The sequence below is a fragment of the Actinoplanes sp. 13 genome, assembly GCF_056134165.1.
Genome location: NZ_JBVYOQ010000001.1, coordinates 101021 through 114517, shown reverse-complemented (window position 1 = coordinate 114517; position 13497 = coordinate 101021). Strand labels below are relative to the sequence as shown.

Sequence of the window (13497 nt, the reverse complement as noted above, 5' to 3'; positions counted from 1 at the left end):
CCACGTGCATCAACCACGCTCGATCAACTGAGGAGCCCACCATGCACCTCACCGCCCGCGTCTTCGCGACCAGGGAGACCGGCGCCCGCCTCGACGCCCACCGCGAGGACGACACCCTTTTCATCGACATCAGCCTGCCCGGGGCGGACCCGGCGTCGATCGACGTCAGCGTCGACGGCGACCTGTCCGTGCGTGCCGAGCGCAAGCCGGACGGCGTCGCGGAACGGCGGATCCAGCTCGCCGAGACGCTGGACACCGACTGGCTCGAGGCCCGTTACGAGAACGGCGTCTGCACCGTGCGGATCCCCCGCGCGAAGGTCAGTGCTCGAACTGGAACCAGTTGAGGTTCACGAACTCGCTGTCGTCGGTGGTGGTGAACGTGACGAACACCGTGTGCACGCCGGTCACCGGCTGAAGCGCTGCCGCGCCGGTGCGCCAGCTCTGCCACCCGCCCGTGTTGCTGATCGACAGCTCACCGATCGGCGGGCTCTCCCGGCTGTCCAGCCGGATCTCGAGCCGGCCGGAGACGGCCGCCTCCGACGCCACCCGGATCCGCACCTTGGTGGCCGGCACTGCGCCGAAGTCGACGTTGTCGAACCGCAGGTGATCGTGGCGGGTGATCCACCCGACGTTCTCGCCGCCGCCCTCGTCCTGGGTGCCCTCGGTCTGGATCCCGGCCAGCTCGGTCGCGGCCTCCGCCTGCAGCAGCGGATAAGGCGCCGGCGCGGCTTCCGCCGAGGGCTCCACCGCAGCTTCCGCCGAGGGCTCCGTCCCCGTCGAAGGCTCGACCGGCGAGGCAGAGCCGGCCGACGCCGGCGACGAAGCCGCCGCCGGCTGCACGGCGGGCGGGTCTCCCCACTGCCCGATCACATAGCCCGTCATCACGAGAGCGCCGACGCCGAGCGCGATCAGCGCCCGGCGCCGGATCTTCCACGAACGGCTGCGGTAGACAGTCGGCGATCCATGGTCCACCGCACCAGAGTAGCCAGCACTTATCCGCGTTCCGGCGCGAGCCCTTCGAGGATCTCCACACCCAGCGCAGCCGCGCTCCGCGGGTCCGCGTCCGGCCCACCGATGCGCGGATCCCAGTTCGGCTCGTAGAACAGCTCGGTCGCGCCGGCCTCCGCATAGCGCGCGGCGCCGTCCCGGATCTGCTCCCACGACCCGGACAGCGGCACCGCCTCGTCCCGGCGCCCCGCCTGCACCACCCCGCGCACCACGATCCGCATCGACGCCGGGTCGCGCCCGGCTTGCTCGGCGGCCTCCCGGACGATCCGCGCCCCGCGCGTGATCTCCTCCAGCGTCGCCCGGCTGCTGCTGACCCATCCGGCCGCCAGCCGCCCGGCCCGGCGCAGAGCGATCTCCGCGGTTCCGCCCAGCAGCACCGGCGGCCCACCGGCCTGCACCGGCGCGGGCAGCATCCGGCTGGCCGGCACGGTGTAGAGGGTGCCCTCGAACGAGCCTTCCTCCCCGGTGAAGTGCGTGCGCAGGGCCGCCAGGTATTCCTCGGTCCGCCGTCCCCGTGGTTTCGGGTCGGACCCGGTCGCCACGAACTCCGGCTCCGACCATCCGGTGCCCAGCCCCAGGTCGAACCGGCCACCTGACAGCCGGTCCAGCGTGCCTGCCTGCTTGGCCAGGTAGGCCGGCGCCAGGTACGGCAGATTGATCACCGAGACCCCGAGCCGGATCCGCGTCGTGGCCGCGGCCGCCCAGGTCAGCGCCACGATCGGATCGAGCACGCTGTGATAGACCGGCGCCAGCTCCTGGCCCCGGCCGATCAGCAGCCGCTGGAACGCCCAGAGCCCGTGATATCCGCGTTCCTCCGCCAGCCGTGCCACCCGGGCCAGCGTCTCCGGCCGGGCCCACGCCCCCGAGACCGGACAACCGAAACTGATCAGCATGCTGAGAACCTAACCTGCGCGGGCTCGCCACCCGTGCCGGTGCCGCACCTCAGGACGCATAGACCCGGGTCGGCGTGACCAGCACCGCGGTCCGGCGCTGCTCGACCATCGTGCGGTCATAGGCGTCCCAGTCGTCGTGGGTGCCGCCGGCCGCCGTGAAGATCTCGCGCAGCAGCAACCGGAGCCGCTCGGGGTCCAGCCACGGCTGAGCGTCGTCGGGCCCCGCCAGCAGCGCCCGGCCCTCGACCGTCGCATATCGCCAGCCGCTCCGGAACGCCACCGCCAGCTGCGGGCGCTCCCGCAGGTTGCGCAGCTTCACCGCCCCGTAGGTCACGAACGCCAGCACCGGCGTCCCGTCACCCGGATGCTTCACGATCCCGGTGTTGACCAGTGTGGACTGCACGGTCTGATCAGCCCGCACCGTCGAGACGATCGCCAGGCCGCTCTCGTCCCGGCTCAGCTCCCAGGCATCCTCGAGTGTCGTCATCCCACCACCCCCGCCCCGACCCTACGCCCCACCCACCGCGGCCGGCGCTCACGCAGCATCCACCCGCAAGGATCATGCGTGGGCGCCGGCTCGGGCTGTGCGGCTGGCGTTGAGGCAGCTTCCCGGCGCGAGGATCATGCGTCAGCGCCGGTCGAGCGCCCTCAGCCGGCAACCACGCAGCCGGACAGCGTGAGGATCATGCGTGGGTGCCGGCCGAGGCGGGCCGACATGGGGCGGGACTGGCCGGCCTTGACCCGGCAGGTCAGCCCGGCGGTCGCGGCAGAGCCGCGACCAGCGACCGGGTCGCGGGGAACGGGCGGGACTCTGCGTCGTGCGTACAAGAAAAAGAAGGGTGCGGGGCGCGCTCAGATCGGCCAGGGAGAAGTGATGTCAGACGGTGGCGCCTTCGAGGAAGAGCCGCTCCGCCTGGCCGGCGGGGACCGGGCGGGAGAAGTAGTAGCCCTGGGCGAACCCGCACCCCATCTCGCGCAGCGCGGCGAGCTGCCCGAACTCCTCGATGCCCTCGGCGACCGTCGCCATGCCGAGGCTCTTGCCGAGGCGGACGATGGTGTCCGCGAGGGCGGTGTCGTCGGCGAGGACGCCCAGCCGTTCCACGAACGATCGGTCGATCTTGAGGGTGTCGACGGGGAAGCGGCGCAGATAGGCGAGCGACGAATACCCGGTGCCGAAGTCGTCGATGGCGAGCATGACGCCGAGGGCCTTGAGGCGGACCAGCTGCTCCAGGTTGGCCTCGGTGTCGGTTATCAGCACGCTCTCGGTCATCTCCAGGCAGAGCCGGCCGGCGGGCATGCCGGTCTCGGCGAGCACCTCGGCCACGGTTTCGGCGAAGTCGGGCTGGTCGAACTGGCGGACGGAGACGTTGACGTTCATCTTGAGGGGTCGGCCACCGGCGGCCGCCGACCAGGCGACTGCCTGGCTGCAGGCCTCGTGCAGCACCCAGCGGCCGAGCGGGACGATCAGGCCGGTCGCCTCGGCGATCGGGATGAAGTCAAGCGGGTTGATCATCCCGCGTTGCGGGTGCGGCCAGCGGGCCAGCGCTTCGAAGCCGACGACCTCCTGGGTGGTGAGGTCGACGGTGGGCTGGTAGTGCAGCTGCAGGTCGCCCTGTTCCAGGGCGGTGCGCAGGTCGGACTCGAGTTCGAGGCGTTCGATGAGGCCGTCGCGCATGTGTGACCGGTACGCGGCGAAGACGCCGCCGCCGGCCGCCTTGGCGTGGTGCATGGCCAGGTCGGCGTTGCGCATCAGCTGCTCCGCGCGTTCGCCGGGGCTGTCGCCGCCGGCCACGTCGGCGGGCAGGCCCTCGTCGAGCGAGTGCACGCCGGCCAGGCCGATGCTGGCCCGCACATGGATGTGCCGGGCGCCGAGCCGCACCGGCGTGTCCAGGTCGGCGAGGATGCGCCGGGCCACCTCCTCGGCGCGTTCCGGGTGTTCGAGCAGGAGCAGGCCGAACTCGTCGGCGCCGAAGCGGGCGACCAGGTCGCCCTCCCGGACGCAGGCGCGGATCCGGTCGGCGACCTGCACCAGCAGCTGGTCGCCGGCCAGGTGACCGAGGCTGTCGTTGACCCGTTTGAAGCCGTCCAGGTCGAGGTGCAGGACGGTGGCCTCGACGCCCCGCTGCACCGCGGCGGCGGCCCGGTCGCGGAAGAGCGCGCGGTTGGCGAGCTGGGTGAGCGAGTCGTGGTACGCCTCGTGCACGAGCTGTTCCTGCAGCTCCATCCGCTCGCTGATGTCCCGGGTGTTCAGCACCAGGCCGTTGACGTGCCGGTCGTCGAGCAGGTTCGTGATGGTCATCTCCGCCTGGCGGACGCTGCCGTCGCGGTGCGGGACGGCCAGTTCGAGGACGGTGGTCGCGTACGGCCGGCCGGCGACCTGGCGCAGCGCCTGCGCCAGCCGGTGTGCCGACGAGGGGTCCAGGTGCTGGGTCAGCCGGCGCCCGGTGAGGAAGCGGGCCGGGAAGCCGAACACCTGCTGCACCGACTCGCTCTGGTAGAGCACGTCGGCCTCCGGGCTGACCACGGTCACCACGTCGGAACTGTGCTGGACGAGGGCGTGGAACTGCTGCTCCCGGGCGTACAGCTCGGCGGTGCGGTCGGCGACGCGGTGCTCCAGCGTGCGAGTGAGGCCCTGGTTCTCCAGCTGGGTGAGAAGTTGCCGGCCGACGATGAGCAGGATCAGCAGCGAGCGGGTGAACGCGACGAACGGGTGGCTGCCGCCGCTCTGCACGTGGAACAGCACCGAGGAGCCGAGCGCCGCGAGCACCGCGACGTAGGGCAGCATCACGGCGCCCTGGTTGACGCCGGCCGAGAGCGGGAGCAGCGGTCCGGGGCGCTCCCGCGGACCGGACGCGGCGACCACGATCAGCGCGAGGCCGGCAATCCAGCCGAGGGTGAGCGGGCCGCCGGCGCCGTCGTCCGGGACCACCCGGAGGTACGCGTGACCCGCGTCCGAGATCACGAAAGCGATCATGGCGGCGGCGATGAACGCCATGTGCGCGCCGCAGCCGTGGCGCAGCCGCTGCTGGGGCAGCATGTAGACGGCCATGGTGGCGAGCACGACGCCGCCGAGCGGGAAGAGGAGGGTGACGTAGAAGTCCGCGCCCACCGTGACCCGCCCGGCGAGCGGGCCGATCGCGAAGACCCAGGCGATCAGCGCCAGCGACGCGGCGATCAGCAGACCGTCCAGGACGCTGCGGATCCGGTTGACCAGCGGCTGGTGGCGGCTAGGCAGGGTCAGCAGTCCGGCCGCGAACAGGACGATGCCGAGCATGCCCAGACGCGGTGCGGCGGCCGGCGGGCCGGCACTTGCCAGCACGGAGACGTGGCCGAGGCCCCAGCTCAGCGTTCCGGCGCCGATGAGCGACCAGCCCCGGCGGGACCGGCCGGTGAACCCGTGCGCCCGCCACAGGCAGGCGGCCGCACCGGCGACCGCACCGGCCGTCAGGGCGCCGAGGCCGAGCGCCCGGCCGGTGCCAGGGCCGCCGGCCCCGGTGGCGATCAGGGCGGCGAGCACGGTGAGGAGCACGCCCACGACGGCGCAGAGACGGACCCAGCGGCGTTCCGCTGCCGGGTCCGGGGCTGCCTTGCGGTGTGGCATCCGACGCGCCTCCGGTTTCCCACCTCGGACGGGTGGTCACCGGGGTCATCGGGATGCGTGCGGCAGTCCTGAGAGTTTCTCAGCCGACCAGGCCGTCCTCGTACGCCACGATGACCAGCTGCACACGATCCCGGACGCCCAGTTTGGCGATCGCCCGGGTCACGTGGGTCTTCGCGGTCAACGGGCTGATCACCAGCTCGCGGGCGATCTCGTCGTTGGCGAGGCCGGTCGCTACCAGCCGCACCACCTCGCGTTCGCGGTCGGTGAGCACGGCCAGCCGGTCCCGGCCCGGCGTGGCGGCGGCCGGGACCGGGCGGTGCGCGAACTCGCCTACCACCCGCCGGGTGACGCTGGGGGAGAGCAGCGCGTCCCCGGCGGCCACCACCCGGACGGCGGTGCGCAGGCCTTCCGGGTCGATCTCCTTGGTGAGGAAACCGCTGGCGCCGGCGGCGAGGGCGGAGAAGACGTACTCGTCGGTCTCGAACGTGGTCAGGATGATGATTCTCGGCCCGGAGCCGGCGATGCGCCTGGTCGCCTCGATGCCGTCCATGCCCGGCATCCGGATGTCCATCAGGATCACGTCGGGCCGCAGTGTCCGGGCCGCCCGCACCGCCTCGTCGCCGGTGCACGCCTCGCCGACCACCTCGATGTCCCGGCCGCGCCGGAGCAGGCTGCGGAAGCCGGCGCGGACCAGGTGCTGGTCGTCGGCGAGCAGGACGGTGACGGTCACCGGTCCGCCACCACCGGGATGCTGGCGCGGACCACGAAACCCGCCTTGCCGGGCCCGGCGGTCAGCGCGCCGCCCAGCGCCGCCACCCGTTCCCGCATGCCGGCGATGCCGTGACCGTCGACGACCTCGTGCCCGGCGCGACCGTCGTCCCGCACGTCGACCAGCACACTGTCCCGGTTGTACCGCAGCGTCACCATCGCCCGGCTGGCACCGGCGTGCCGGACCGTGTTGGTCAGCGACTCCTGCACCACCCGGTAGACCGCGGTGGCCACCGGTGCGGGCACCTCGACCGGGTCGCCGAACTCGTTGAGGGAGACCGCGATCCCGGCCTCGCGGACCTGGCCGATCAGCCCGTGCAAACTTTCCAGCGCCGGCACCTCGCCCTCGCGCAGCACACCGACCAGCGCCTTCAGGTCGGTCATCGCCTTGGTGCGCACCTCTTGGGCGAGCTTCAGCGACTCCCGCGCCTCCTGCGGCTCGGCCTCGAAGGAGTCCATCGCCACGTTCAGGTGGACACCGACCACGGCCAGCGTGTGCGAGACCACGTCGTGCAGGTCGCGGGCGATCTCCACCCGCTCCTCGGCCCGCCTGCGGCGGGCATCGATCTCCCGCTGCTGCTCGTCCTGAGCCATCCGGTGCGCGACCTCGGCACGCCAGCGCCGATTGTTGCGGTACGCCTGAGCACCGGCCAGCACGGCTCCGAGCCACAGTGCCTCCCCGCCGATGCGACCGAACACGTAGTCGGCGGACTGCATGTCGACCGTCCAGTCCCAGACCGCCCCGTAGACGAGGGCCAGCACCCCGGCGACCGTGGCGGCGCGCGCCCGGCCGGACAGCGCCACGGCCACGAACGCCGCGGTCGCCGGCCACACCCAGCCGGACTCGATCAGATGGGCGGAGCGCCACGCGGCGACGGTCAGCAGCATGGTGATCAGGACGGCCAGGGGCCACCGGCGCGCGGCGAGAACCATCCCGGCGAGCGCGACCGCCAGGCTCCAGGTCAGCACCGCCTCGACGGTGCCGCCGGTCAGGGTGAGGCCGGCCAGCACGCCGGCGAGGGTCAGCGCGGCTGTCACCGCGGTGAAGTTCTTCGTCATGCCGGTGACGCTAGGTTCGCCGGGCGGACTGTCGCGTCGTCCCGGGGCGGACACCCTCATCGACTCCTCCCGCGTACGAGCTACACCATCTGGTGTACGCCCGCATGCCCGATAAGGTATCCGAGTGACCGCCGCGGAACTGCTCGCCGCTTCCGGCCGCTTCACGCTCGCGCCCGGGTTGACCGAGTCGGAACTCTCCCGGATCGAGGCCGAGTTCGCCTTCACGTTCGCCCCCGACCACCGTGAGTTCCTCGCCGCGGGCCTGCCCACCGGCGTCGGCTGGCCGGACTGGCGGTCATCCGACCGCTCCGTGCTGCGGGCCGCGCTGCTCGCGCCGGTCGAGGGTGTGCTGTTCGACGTCGCCGAGAACGATTTCTGGTACGAGGGCTGGGGCCCCGCCTTCGGCGACCGGCTGGCCACCGCCCGCGCCGGCCTGATGATCGCTCCCCGGATGATCCCGCTGTACGCGCACCGTTACCTGCCCGCGAAGATTCCCGGTCACCCGGTGCTCTCGATCTATCAGACCGACGTGGTGCTGTACGGCGCCGACCTGGCCGACTGGCTGAACCGGGAGTTCGCGATCGGTGAGCCGGCCGCGCACGGGTCCCGCCCCACCGTCCCGTTCTGGAGCGCCCTGGTCGCCTGAGAGCCGGCCGGTTTCCAAGGCCGCCCGCTCCCCTCAGCTCTCCGCGGCGCGGCGGGCGCGGGCCCGCCGCTTGCCCTCGTGCATGGCCTGTACCCGGGCCACCGGAATGGTGTGCCCCTCCTCGATCAGCCCCTTGTCCAGCGCCACCGGTTCGGGCAGCGCCTCCGCCCACGGGTCCCGGTCACCCAGCAGCCCCACCGCGGTCCGGACGGTGAAGTCCGACGGGGCCACGTCGTCGAGGTCGTCCCAGGCCACCGGGAACGAGACCGGCACCCCGGGCCGGATCCGCGGTGAGTACGCCGCGGCCACCGTCGCCCCGCCGGCCCGGGTCGCGTCCAGGAACACCTTGCCGTGCCGGTCCTCCTTGATGAACGCGGTGGTGGCGAGTGCCGGGTCGATCCGCTCGGCCCGGGCCGCGACGGCGCGCTGGGCGGCGGCCACGTCGTCGGGGGCCGCGTCCGCGGCCAGCGGCACGTAGACGTGCACGCCCTTGGAGCCGCTGGTCTTCACCGCGCCGGGCATGCCCACTTCCTCGAGGACCTGCCTGACCAGCCGGGCGCCCTGCACCGCGAGCGCGAAGCCGCCGCCCTCCGGCGGGTCCAGGTCCATGATCAGGTGGGTCGGGTGGTGCGAGCCGGCGAGCATCAGCGCCGGGTGGAACTCGACCGCCCGCTGGTTGCCGAACCAGATCAGCGTGCGGCGGTCGTTGCCCATCGCGTACGTCACCTCGCGGTGCGACGCGTCCGCCCAGACCGTGGTCCGGGGCACCCAGTCCGGTGTGTACTTCGGCAGGTTCTTCTGCATGAACTGGTCCTGGCCGCGGAGCACCCGGATCACCGAGAGCGGCCGGTCCCGCAACACCGGCACCAGGCGGCCGGCCATCGCGTCCAGATAGTCGACCAGGTCCCGCTTCGTGGCACCGGCGCCGGGGAACAGCTCCTGATCCAGATTGGTCAGCGGCACGCCGTCACGTTCGTCGGCCATGATCACCCCTTGACGAATTGGGCCGCTGCGGAGGCGAGCGCCTGCTGCAGGACGGCGGTGTCGTTCCCGGCGACGGAGAACTCGCCGAGCGCGGCGTTCACCGCGTTCTGCCAATCCTGCGGGCAGGCGGAGCCGTGCGCACAGGACGGCACCGGAGTGTCCGATCTCCAGTCCCGCATGGCGGCCAGCTGGTACGCCGAGAAGCCGGCGCCGGCCACGTCGGTCCGCGCCGGGATCGAGCCTTTCGCGACGTTGAACGCCCGCTGGCCGTCCACCGAGGCCACGGTCCGCAGCCAGCACCGGGTGCCGTCCGGGTTGGCCGCGCCGGTGGGCAGCACGAACGAATCGGCGAGCCACTGGAAGACACCCTCGGTGCCGGGGAACGGGAAGTGTTCCAGGCCCGCGGTCGCCGCCCAGTCGCCCATCAGCTGATAGGCCGCGTCACCGTCGATCAGCAGGCGTTCCGCCTCCGGCCAGTCCCGCGAGTCCCGGTCGGCGTTGCTGAACGACAGCAGGTCCGCGTAGTCGTCCAGCGCCGCCCGCACCTGGCCACCGCCCCAGTCGGTCGTCCCGGTGAACAGCCCGGCGAAGCGGGCCGCGCCGAGCCGGCTGATCAGGACCGCCTCCAGCAGCATGAGCTGCGTCCAATCCCGCCCCAGGGCGAGCGGCGCCTCGATCCCCGACGCGCGCACCACGTCCAGCACCCGCAGGAGGTCGTCGAGGGTGCGGGGCGGCTCGGTGACACCGGCGCCGGCGAGCACCCGGGGGTTCGCCCACAGCACGTTGGCGCGGTGCACGTTCACCGGCACCGAATAGATCCTGCCGTCCACCGTCAGGTCGTCGACCAGGCCGGCCGGCAGCGCCCGGCGCAGGCCCCACGCCTCGTAGTCGGCGGTCAGGTCCTGCACCCGGCCGGCCGCGATGTAGTCGTCGAGTTCGGCCCCGGCGTGCGCCTGGAACGTGTCCGGCGGGTCGTTGCGCTGGATCCGGGTGGCCAGCGCCTGCTTCGCGTTGACCCCGGCGCCGCCCGCGACCACCGCGTTCTCGAACTGCTGCCCGGGGCAGCCGGTGGCGAACAGGCCGACCAGCGCGTCCAGTCCGGCCTTCTCGCCGCCCGCCGACCACCAGGTGAAGACCTCGACCCGGCTGACGCCGGATTCCTCGTCACCCGGGCCGCAGGCGGCCGTTGCCAGGAGCAGGGTGACGACGCCGACGACGGCCGCGACCCGTCGTGGAAAGCGCATGGATTTACCGTGCGCTCTGCGGGCAAAGGTGTCAACTCATTGCTTATCCGGCGGCGACCGGTGACCTCGATCACGAGCGTCCGCCTGATGAGCCGACGGGCTAATTCGATCGTGGTACGTCAAACGGGGTATAGCTAGCGGTCTATCAGATTAGCAAGAATTCCGGGTATGAGCGCCCCGGGTGACATCGTGATCCTCATCGTCCTCCTCGCCGCGTTCTTGGCCTGCGTGGGCTACACCGCCGGCCGGCTGCACCAGCGACGCCAGCACGGCCCGGAACGGGAACAGGCCTATCAGGAGGGCTACGACTCGGCGACCCGCACCGTTTTCAGCATGGCCGCGCGGGCGGCCGGGCGCAGGCGTGGGCGCGGCTCGGTGCACGGCGCGGCGGCCGTACCCCCGAAGGAAGAACCCACCGTGCCGGTGCCGTCTGCCTCGGCCGGCACCGGGCCGTCGAAGGCCGTGCCGGCTGAAGCAGTGCCGGCTGCGGCGTTGCCGGCTGAAGCCGTGCCGGCGGAGGTCCAGGAGGAGACGCCCACCCGGCCGGTGCCGCAGCAGCTCGGTTTTCCGGCGCCGGCGCCGCATACCGGGCCCGGCCTGCCGCCGCCGGCCGCGCCCGGCGGGGTCACCTACACCGCGCTGCCCGATCCGAGGCCGGCGAGCGACCCCGAGCCGCAGCCCGCCCCGGAGGAGCGGCGCGGGCGGCATCTGGTGCCGGACGAACTGGTCCGGGCCGCGACCTATCGCCTGCCGCCGGATCGGGTGGCGCGCGCCAAGGTCCGGGAGCCGCAGGAGACGGGCGAGCCCACCGTGCCGTACGACCCACCGGTGCCCCGCCCTCGGGGCACGAGCTGACGCACCGCGGTCCCGCGCGGGCGGGATCGCGCCGCGCTGAGCCGGAGCCGGGCGAAAGCGTCAGGACCCGCCGAGCGCCTCACGCAGCCTGCGGGCGGCGTCAGACCTCGCCGAGCGCCTCGCGCAGCCCCCGGGCGGCGAGGCGGTCGGCGCGCTCGTTCTCCGGGTGGCCGGCGTGGCCCTTCACCCAGTGCCAGCGCACCTCGTGCCGCTGCACCGCCGCGTCCAGCCGCTGCCACAGGTCGACGTTCTTGACCGGCTGTCTCGCCGAGGTCTGCCAGCCGTTGGCCCGCCAGCGCGGCAGCCACTTGGTGATGCCGTCCCGGACATAGACGCTGTCGGTGTAGACGTCGACCACCAGCGGTGCCCGGTTCAGCGTCTCCAGGGCGCGGATCGGGGCCATCAGCTCCATCCGGTTGTTGGTGGTCGAGGTGGCCTCACCGCCGCAGAGGTCCTTCTCCGAGGCGCCGTAACGCAGGACGGCGCCCCACCCGCCGGGGCCGGGGTTGGGCACGCACGCCCCGTCGGTGTAGATCTCCACCACGCGGGTCCGGTCGCTCATGGCGGGCACCCTACCGCCGGGTGAGCCACCGCATCGCCGTGCACCGCCGTGGCATGGCGGGGCGGCCGCCGCCGTAAGGTGGCCGTGGGCGAGCGGATCCGTGTTGGACGTGATGGGCGGGTTTCATGGTGGGTGGCGACGCAGCCGCGGTCGAGGTGCGGGACGTGGTCGTGCGCTGGGGCGACACGACAGCGGTGGACGGCGTGTCGCTGTGCGTGCCACGTGGCCGGGTGCTCGCCCTGCTCGGCCACAACGGCGCCGGCAAGACCAGCCTGCTCCAGGTGTGCGAGGGCTTCCGGCGGCCGGACGCCGGCACGGCGCGGGTCCTCGGGCTCGACCCGGTCGGGCAGCACGACGAGCTGATGCCCCGGCTCGGGATCATGCTGCAGTCCGGCGGCGTCTATCCGTGGGCCGCCGCCGGCGAGATTCTGCGGCTTTTCGCATCATTTGCTGCTAATCCGATAAACCCCGACATGCTGCTGGACCGCCTCGGCCTGCGCAAGGTCGAGCGCACCCGGTTCCGCCGGCTCTCCGGCGGCGAGCAGCAGCGGCTCAGCCTCGCGGTGGCCCTGGTCGGCCGTCCCGAGCTGGTCTTCCTCGACGAGCCGACCGCCGGCATGGACACCGAGGCCCGGCACACCACCTGGCAGCTGATCGAGGAGCTGCGTGCCGACGGCGTCTCCGTGCTGCTCACCACGCACCTGCTGGACGAGGCGGAGCGGCTCGCCGACGACGTGGTGATCATGCGGAACGGCCGGGTGGCGGTCACCGGCACCCCGGCCGAGCTGACCGCGGCGGCCGGCATCGACCTCCTCGAGGTGCGCGCCGATCCGGGCCTCGACCTGACCACGCTGCGGGCCGGCCGCACCGTCACCGAGACCTCCCCGGGGGAGTACGCGATTGCCGGCGCCCTCGACACCGCCGGCCTGGCCGAGGTGCTGGCCTGGTTCGCCGGCGTCGACGCGCAGGTCACCGCGGTGAGCAGTCGCCGGCGCACGCTCGAGGACGTCTACCTCTCCCTGACCACGCCGAACCCGGTTGGAGCCGCCAAGTGAGCGCCGGAACCTTCACCCCGGCACCCGGCCGGGCCCCGATGCGCACGATCATCGGCCGGCAGCTGCGGATGGAGCTGCTGCTGACCGCCCGCCGGGGCGAGGCCGTGGTGCTCGCCATGGGCGTACCGCTGCTGGTTCTGCTCGGCGCCGGGCTGTTCGAGGTCACCAACCTGCCCACCGACGACCGGCTCGGTTTCGTGGTGCCCGGCGTGCTGGCGCTGACGGTGATGTCCACGGCCTTCACCGGCCAGGCGATCACCACCGGCTACGAGCGCAGCTACGGCGTCCTCAAGCGCCTCGGCGCCTCCCCGCTCACCCGGCCCGGCCTGCTGCTCGCCAAGACCGCCTCGGTGCTGGTGCAGATCGTGCTGCAGGTGTCGGCGCTGGCGCTGGTCGGCCTCGCGGTCGGCTGGCGCCCGGAAGCCGGTGCGCTGCTGCCCGCCGCCGCGGTCACCGTGCTGGCCGTCGCCGGTTACAGCGGCCTGGCCCTGCTGCTGGCCAGCGTGCTGAAACCGGAGACGACCACCGGCGCGGCCACCCTGATCTACGTGGTGATGCTCTCCGTCGGCGGGATCATGTTCGCCGCACCCGACCTCGGCACGCTCGGCTGGTTCCTGTTGCCGCTGGCCGCGCACGCGCACGCGCTGCGGGAGACGCTGATGCACGGCGCCGCGGTGCCGGTCCCGATCTGGCTGAGCCTGAGCCTGTGGGCCGTGGTGTGGCTGACCGCGGCCGCCCGCAGTTTCCGCTGGGAGTGAGGTTGCTGTCCATCGATCGGTGGACAACCGGTGACAGCCGCGCGGTCGTCCCGGCCGGGCGGGG

At 72.8% G+C, this 13497-nt stretch carries 14 protein-coding genes; 5 read left to right on the top strand and 9 right to left on the bottom strand.

Translation table 11 applies throughout. The features are described from left to right. Window positions 1-41 precede the first annotated feature (41 nt). Entirely contained in the window at window positions 42-344 is a 303-nt protein-coding gene (locus AC0NH5_RS00470) for an Hsp20/alpha crystallin family protein (protein ID WP_474398528.1), read from the top strand. Here AC0NH5_RS00470 and AC0NH5_RS00465 read toward each other — a convergent pair. The 6 genes from AC0NH5_RS00465 to AC0NH5_RS00440 all read right to left on the bottom strand — a co-directional run bounded on the left by AC0NH5_RS00465 (window position 319) and on the right by AC0NH5_RS00440 (window position 7329). Then, window positions 319-972: a carbohydrate-binding protein gene (locus tag AC0NH5_RS00465; RefSeq protein WP_474398526.1), complete on the bottom strand. Its 654-nt coding sequence runs from the start codon at window positions 970-972 to the stop codon at window positions 319-321. The two genes, AC0NH5_RS00470 and AC0NH5_RS00465, sit on opposite strands and share 26 nt — an antisense overlap. A gap of 20 nt (window positions 973-992) precedes the next feature. Next, on the bottom strand, window positions 993-1901 hold the full coding sequence (locus AC0NH5_RS00460) for a TIGR03619 family F420-dependent LLM class oxidoreductase (RefSeq protein WP_474398523.1): 909 nt from the start codon (window positions 1899-1901) through the stop codon (window positions 993-995). A gap of 49 nt (window positions 1902-1950) precedes the next feature. Continuing rightward, window positions 1951-2388 carry a TIGR03618 family F420-dependent PPOX class oxidoreductase gene (locus tag AC0NH5_RS00455; RefSeq protein ID WP_474398521.1) on the bottom strand — a complete coding sequence of 146 codons (438 nt, stop codon included), beginning with the start codon at window positions 2386-2388 and terminating at the stop codon, window positions 1951-1953. 390 nt (window positions 2389-2778) lie between these two features. Beyond that, window positions 2779-5502: a putative bifunctional diguanylate cyclase/phosphodiesterase gene (locus AC0NH5_RS00450; RefSeq protein WP_474398519.1), complete on the bottom strand. Its 2724-nt coding sequence runs from the start codon at window positions 5500-5502 to the stop codon at window positions 2779-2781. 79 nt (window positions 5503-5581) lie between these two features. Further along, entirely contained in the window at window positions 5582-6232 is a 651-nt protein-coding gene (locus tag AC0NH5_RS00445; RefSeq protein WP_474398516.1) for a response regulator, read from the bottom strand. Continuing rightward, window positions 6229-7329, bottom strand: a complete 1101-nt coding sequence (locus tag AC0NH5_RS00440) for a sensor histidine kinase (RefSeq protein WP_474398515.1) — start codon at window positions 7327-7329, stop codon at window positions 6229-6231. The genes AC0NH5_RS00445 and AC0NH5_RS00440 overlap by 4 nt, the downstream gene beginning before the upstream one ends. Window positions 7330-7453: 124 nt before the next feature. Here AC0NH5_RS00440 and AC0NH5_RS00435 point away from each other — a divergent pair, with 124 nt between their 5' ends. Beyond that, window positions 7454-7975: a hypothetical protein gene (locus tag AC0NH5_RS00435; protein ID WP_474398512.1), complete on the top strand. Its 522-nt coding sequence runs from the start codon at window positions 7454-7456 to the stop codon at window positions 7973-7975. Window positions 7976-8008: 33 nt separating this feature from the next. Here the strand turns inward: AC0NH5_RS00435 and AC0NH5_RS00430 are convergent, their stop codons facing one another. After that, window positions 8009-8959: a DNA polymerase domain-containing protein gene (locus tag AC0NH5_RS00430; RefSeq protein ID WP_474398509.1), complete on the bottom strand. Its 951-nt coding sequence runs from the start codon at window positions 8957-8959 to the stop codon at window positions 8009-8011. Window positions 8960-8961: 2 nt separating this feature from the next. Further along, a complete protein-coding gene (locus AC0NH5_RS00425; protein ID WP_474398506.1) occupies window positions 8962-10203 on the bottom strand; it encodes an ABC transporter substrate-binding protein in 1242 nt (413 codons plus the stop codon). 168 nt (window positions 10204-10371) lie between these two features. Here AC0NH5_RS00425 and AC0NH5_RS00420 point away from each other — a divergent pair, with 168 nt between their 5' ends. Then, the gene (locus tag AC0NH5_RS00420; protein WP_474398504.1) at window positions 10372-11058 is read left to right on the top strand and encodes a hypothetical protein; all 687 of its coding nucleotides are present in this window, start codon (window positions 10372-10374) and stop codon (window positions 11056-11058) included. A 100-nt stretch (window positions 11059-11158) separates the two neighbouring features. Here the strand turns inward: AC0NH5_RS00420 and rnhA are convergent, their stop codons facing one another. Continuing rightward, window positions 11159-11620 carry a ribonuclease HI gene (gene rnhA / locus AC0NH5_RS00415; protein ID WP_474398501.1) on the bottom strand — a complete coding sequence of 154 codons (462 nt, stop codon included), beginning with the start codon at window positions 11618-11620 and terminating at the stop codon, window positions 11159-11161. 125 nt (window positions 11621-11745) lie between these two features. Between rnhA and AC0NH5_RS00410 the strand changes: the two genes are divergently transcribed. Both AC0NH5_RS00410 and AC0NH5_RS00405 read left to right on the top strand, forming a co-directional pair. Continuing rightward, window positions 11746-12675, top strand: coding sequence for an ABC transporter ATP-binding protein (locus AC0NH5_RS00410; protein WP_474398498.1), 930 nt, complete (start codon window positions 11746-11748; stop codon window positions 12673-12675). Next, a complete protein-coding gene (locus AC0NH5_RS00405; protein WP_474398495.1) occupies window positions 12672-13433 on the top strand; it encodes an ABC transporter permease in 762 nt (253 codons plus the stop codon). Before AC0NH5_RS00410 ends, AC0NH5_RS00405 begins: the two co-directional genes overlap by 4 nt. Window positions 13434-13497 lie beyond the last annotated feature (64 nt).

What these genes read in the sequence shown, in the direction of transcription:
- AC0NH5_RS00470 (WP_474398528.1), top strand. Translation starts at nt 42, where the DNA reads ATGCACCTCACCGCCCGCGTCTTCGCGACCAGGGAGACCGGCGCCCGC.
- AC0NH5_RS00425 (WP_474398506.1), bottom strand. Translation starts at nt 10,203, where the DNA reads ATGCGCTTTCCACGACGGGTCGCGGCCGTCGTCGGCGTCGTCACCCTG.
- AC0NH5_RS00410 (WP_474398498.1), top strand. Translation starts at nt 11,746, where the DNA reads ATGGTGGGTGGCGACGCAGCCGCGGTCGAGGTGCGGGACGTGGTCGTG.
- AC0NH5_RS00455 (WP_474398521.1), bottom strand. Translation starts at nt 2,388, where the DNA reads ATGACGACACTCGAGGATGCCTGGGAGCTGAGCCGGGACGAGAGCGGC.
- AC0NH5_RS00430 (WP_474398509.1), bottom strand. Translation starts at nt 8,959, where the DNA reads ATGGCCGACGAACGTGACGGCGTGCCGCTGACCAATCTGGATCAGGAG.
- rnhA (WP_474398501.1), bottom strand. Translation starts at nt 11,620, where the DNA reads ATGAGCGACCGGACCCGCGTGGTGGAGATCTACACCGACGGGGCGTGC.
- AC0NH5_RS00420 (WP_474398504.1), top strand. Translation starts at nt 10,372, where the DNA reads ATGAGCGCCCCGGGTGACATCGTGATCCTCATCGTCCTCCTCGCCGCG.
- AC0NH5_RS00440 (WP_474398515.1), bottom strand. Translation starts at nt 7,329, where the DNA reads ATGACGAAGAACTTCACCGCGGTGACAGCCGCGCTGACCCTCGCCGGC.
- AC0NH5_RS00460 (WP_474398523.1), bottom strand. Translation starts at nt 1,901, where the DNA reads ATGCTGATCAGTTTCGGTTGTCCGGTCTCGGGGGCGTGGGCCCGGCCG.
- AC0NH5_RS00450 (WP_474398519.1), bottom strand. Translation starts at nt 5,502, where the DNA reads ATGCCACACCGCAAGGCAGCCCCGGACCCGGCAGCGGAACGCCGCTGG.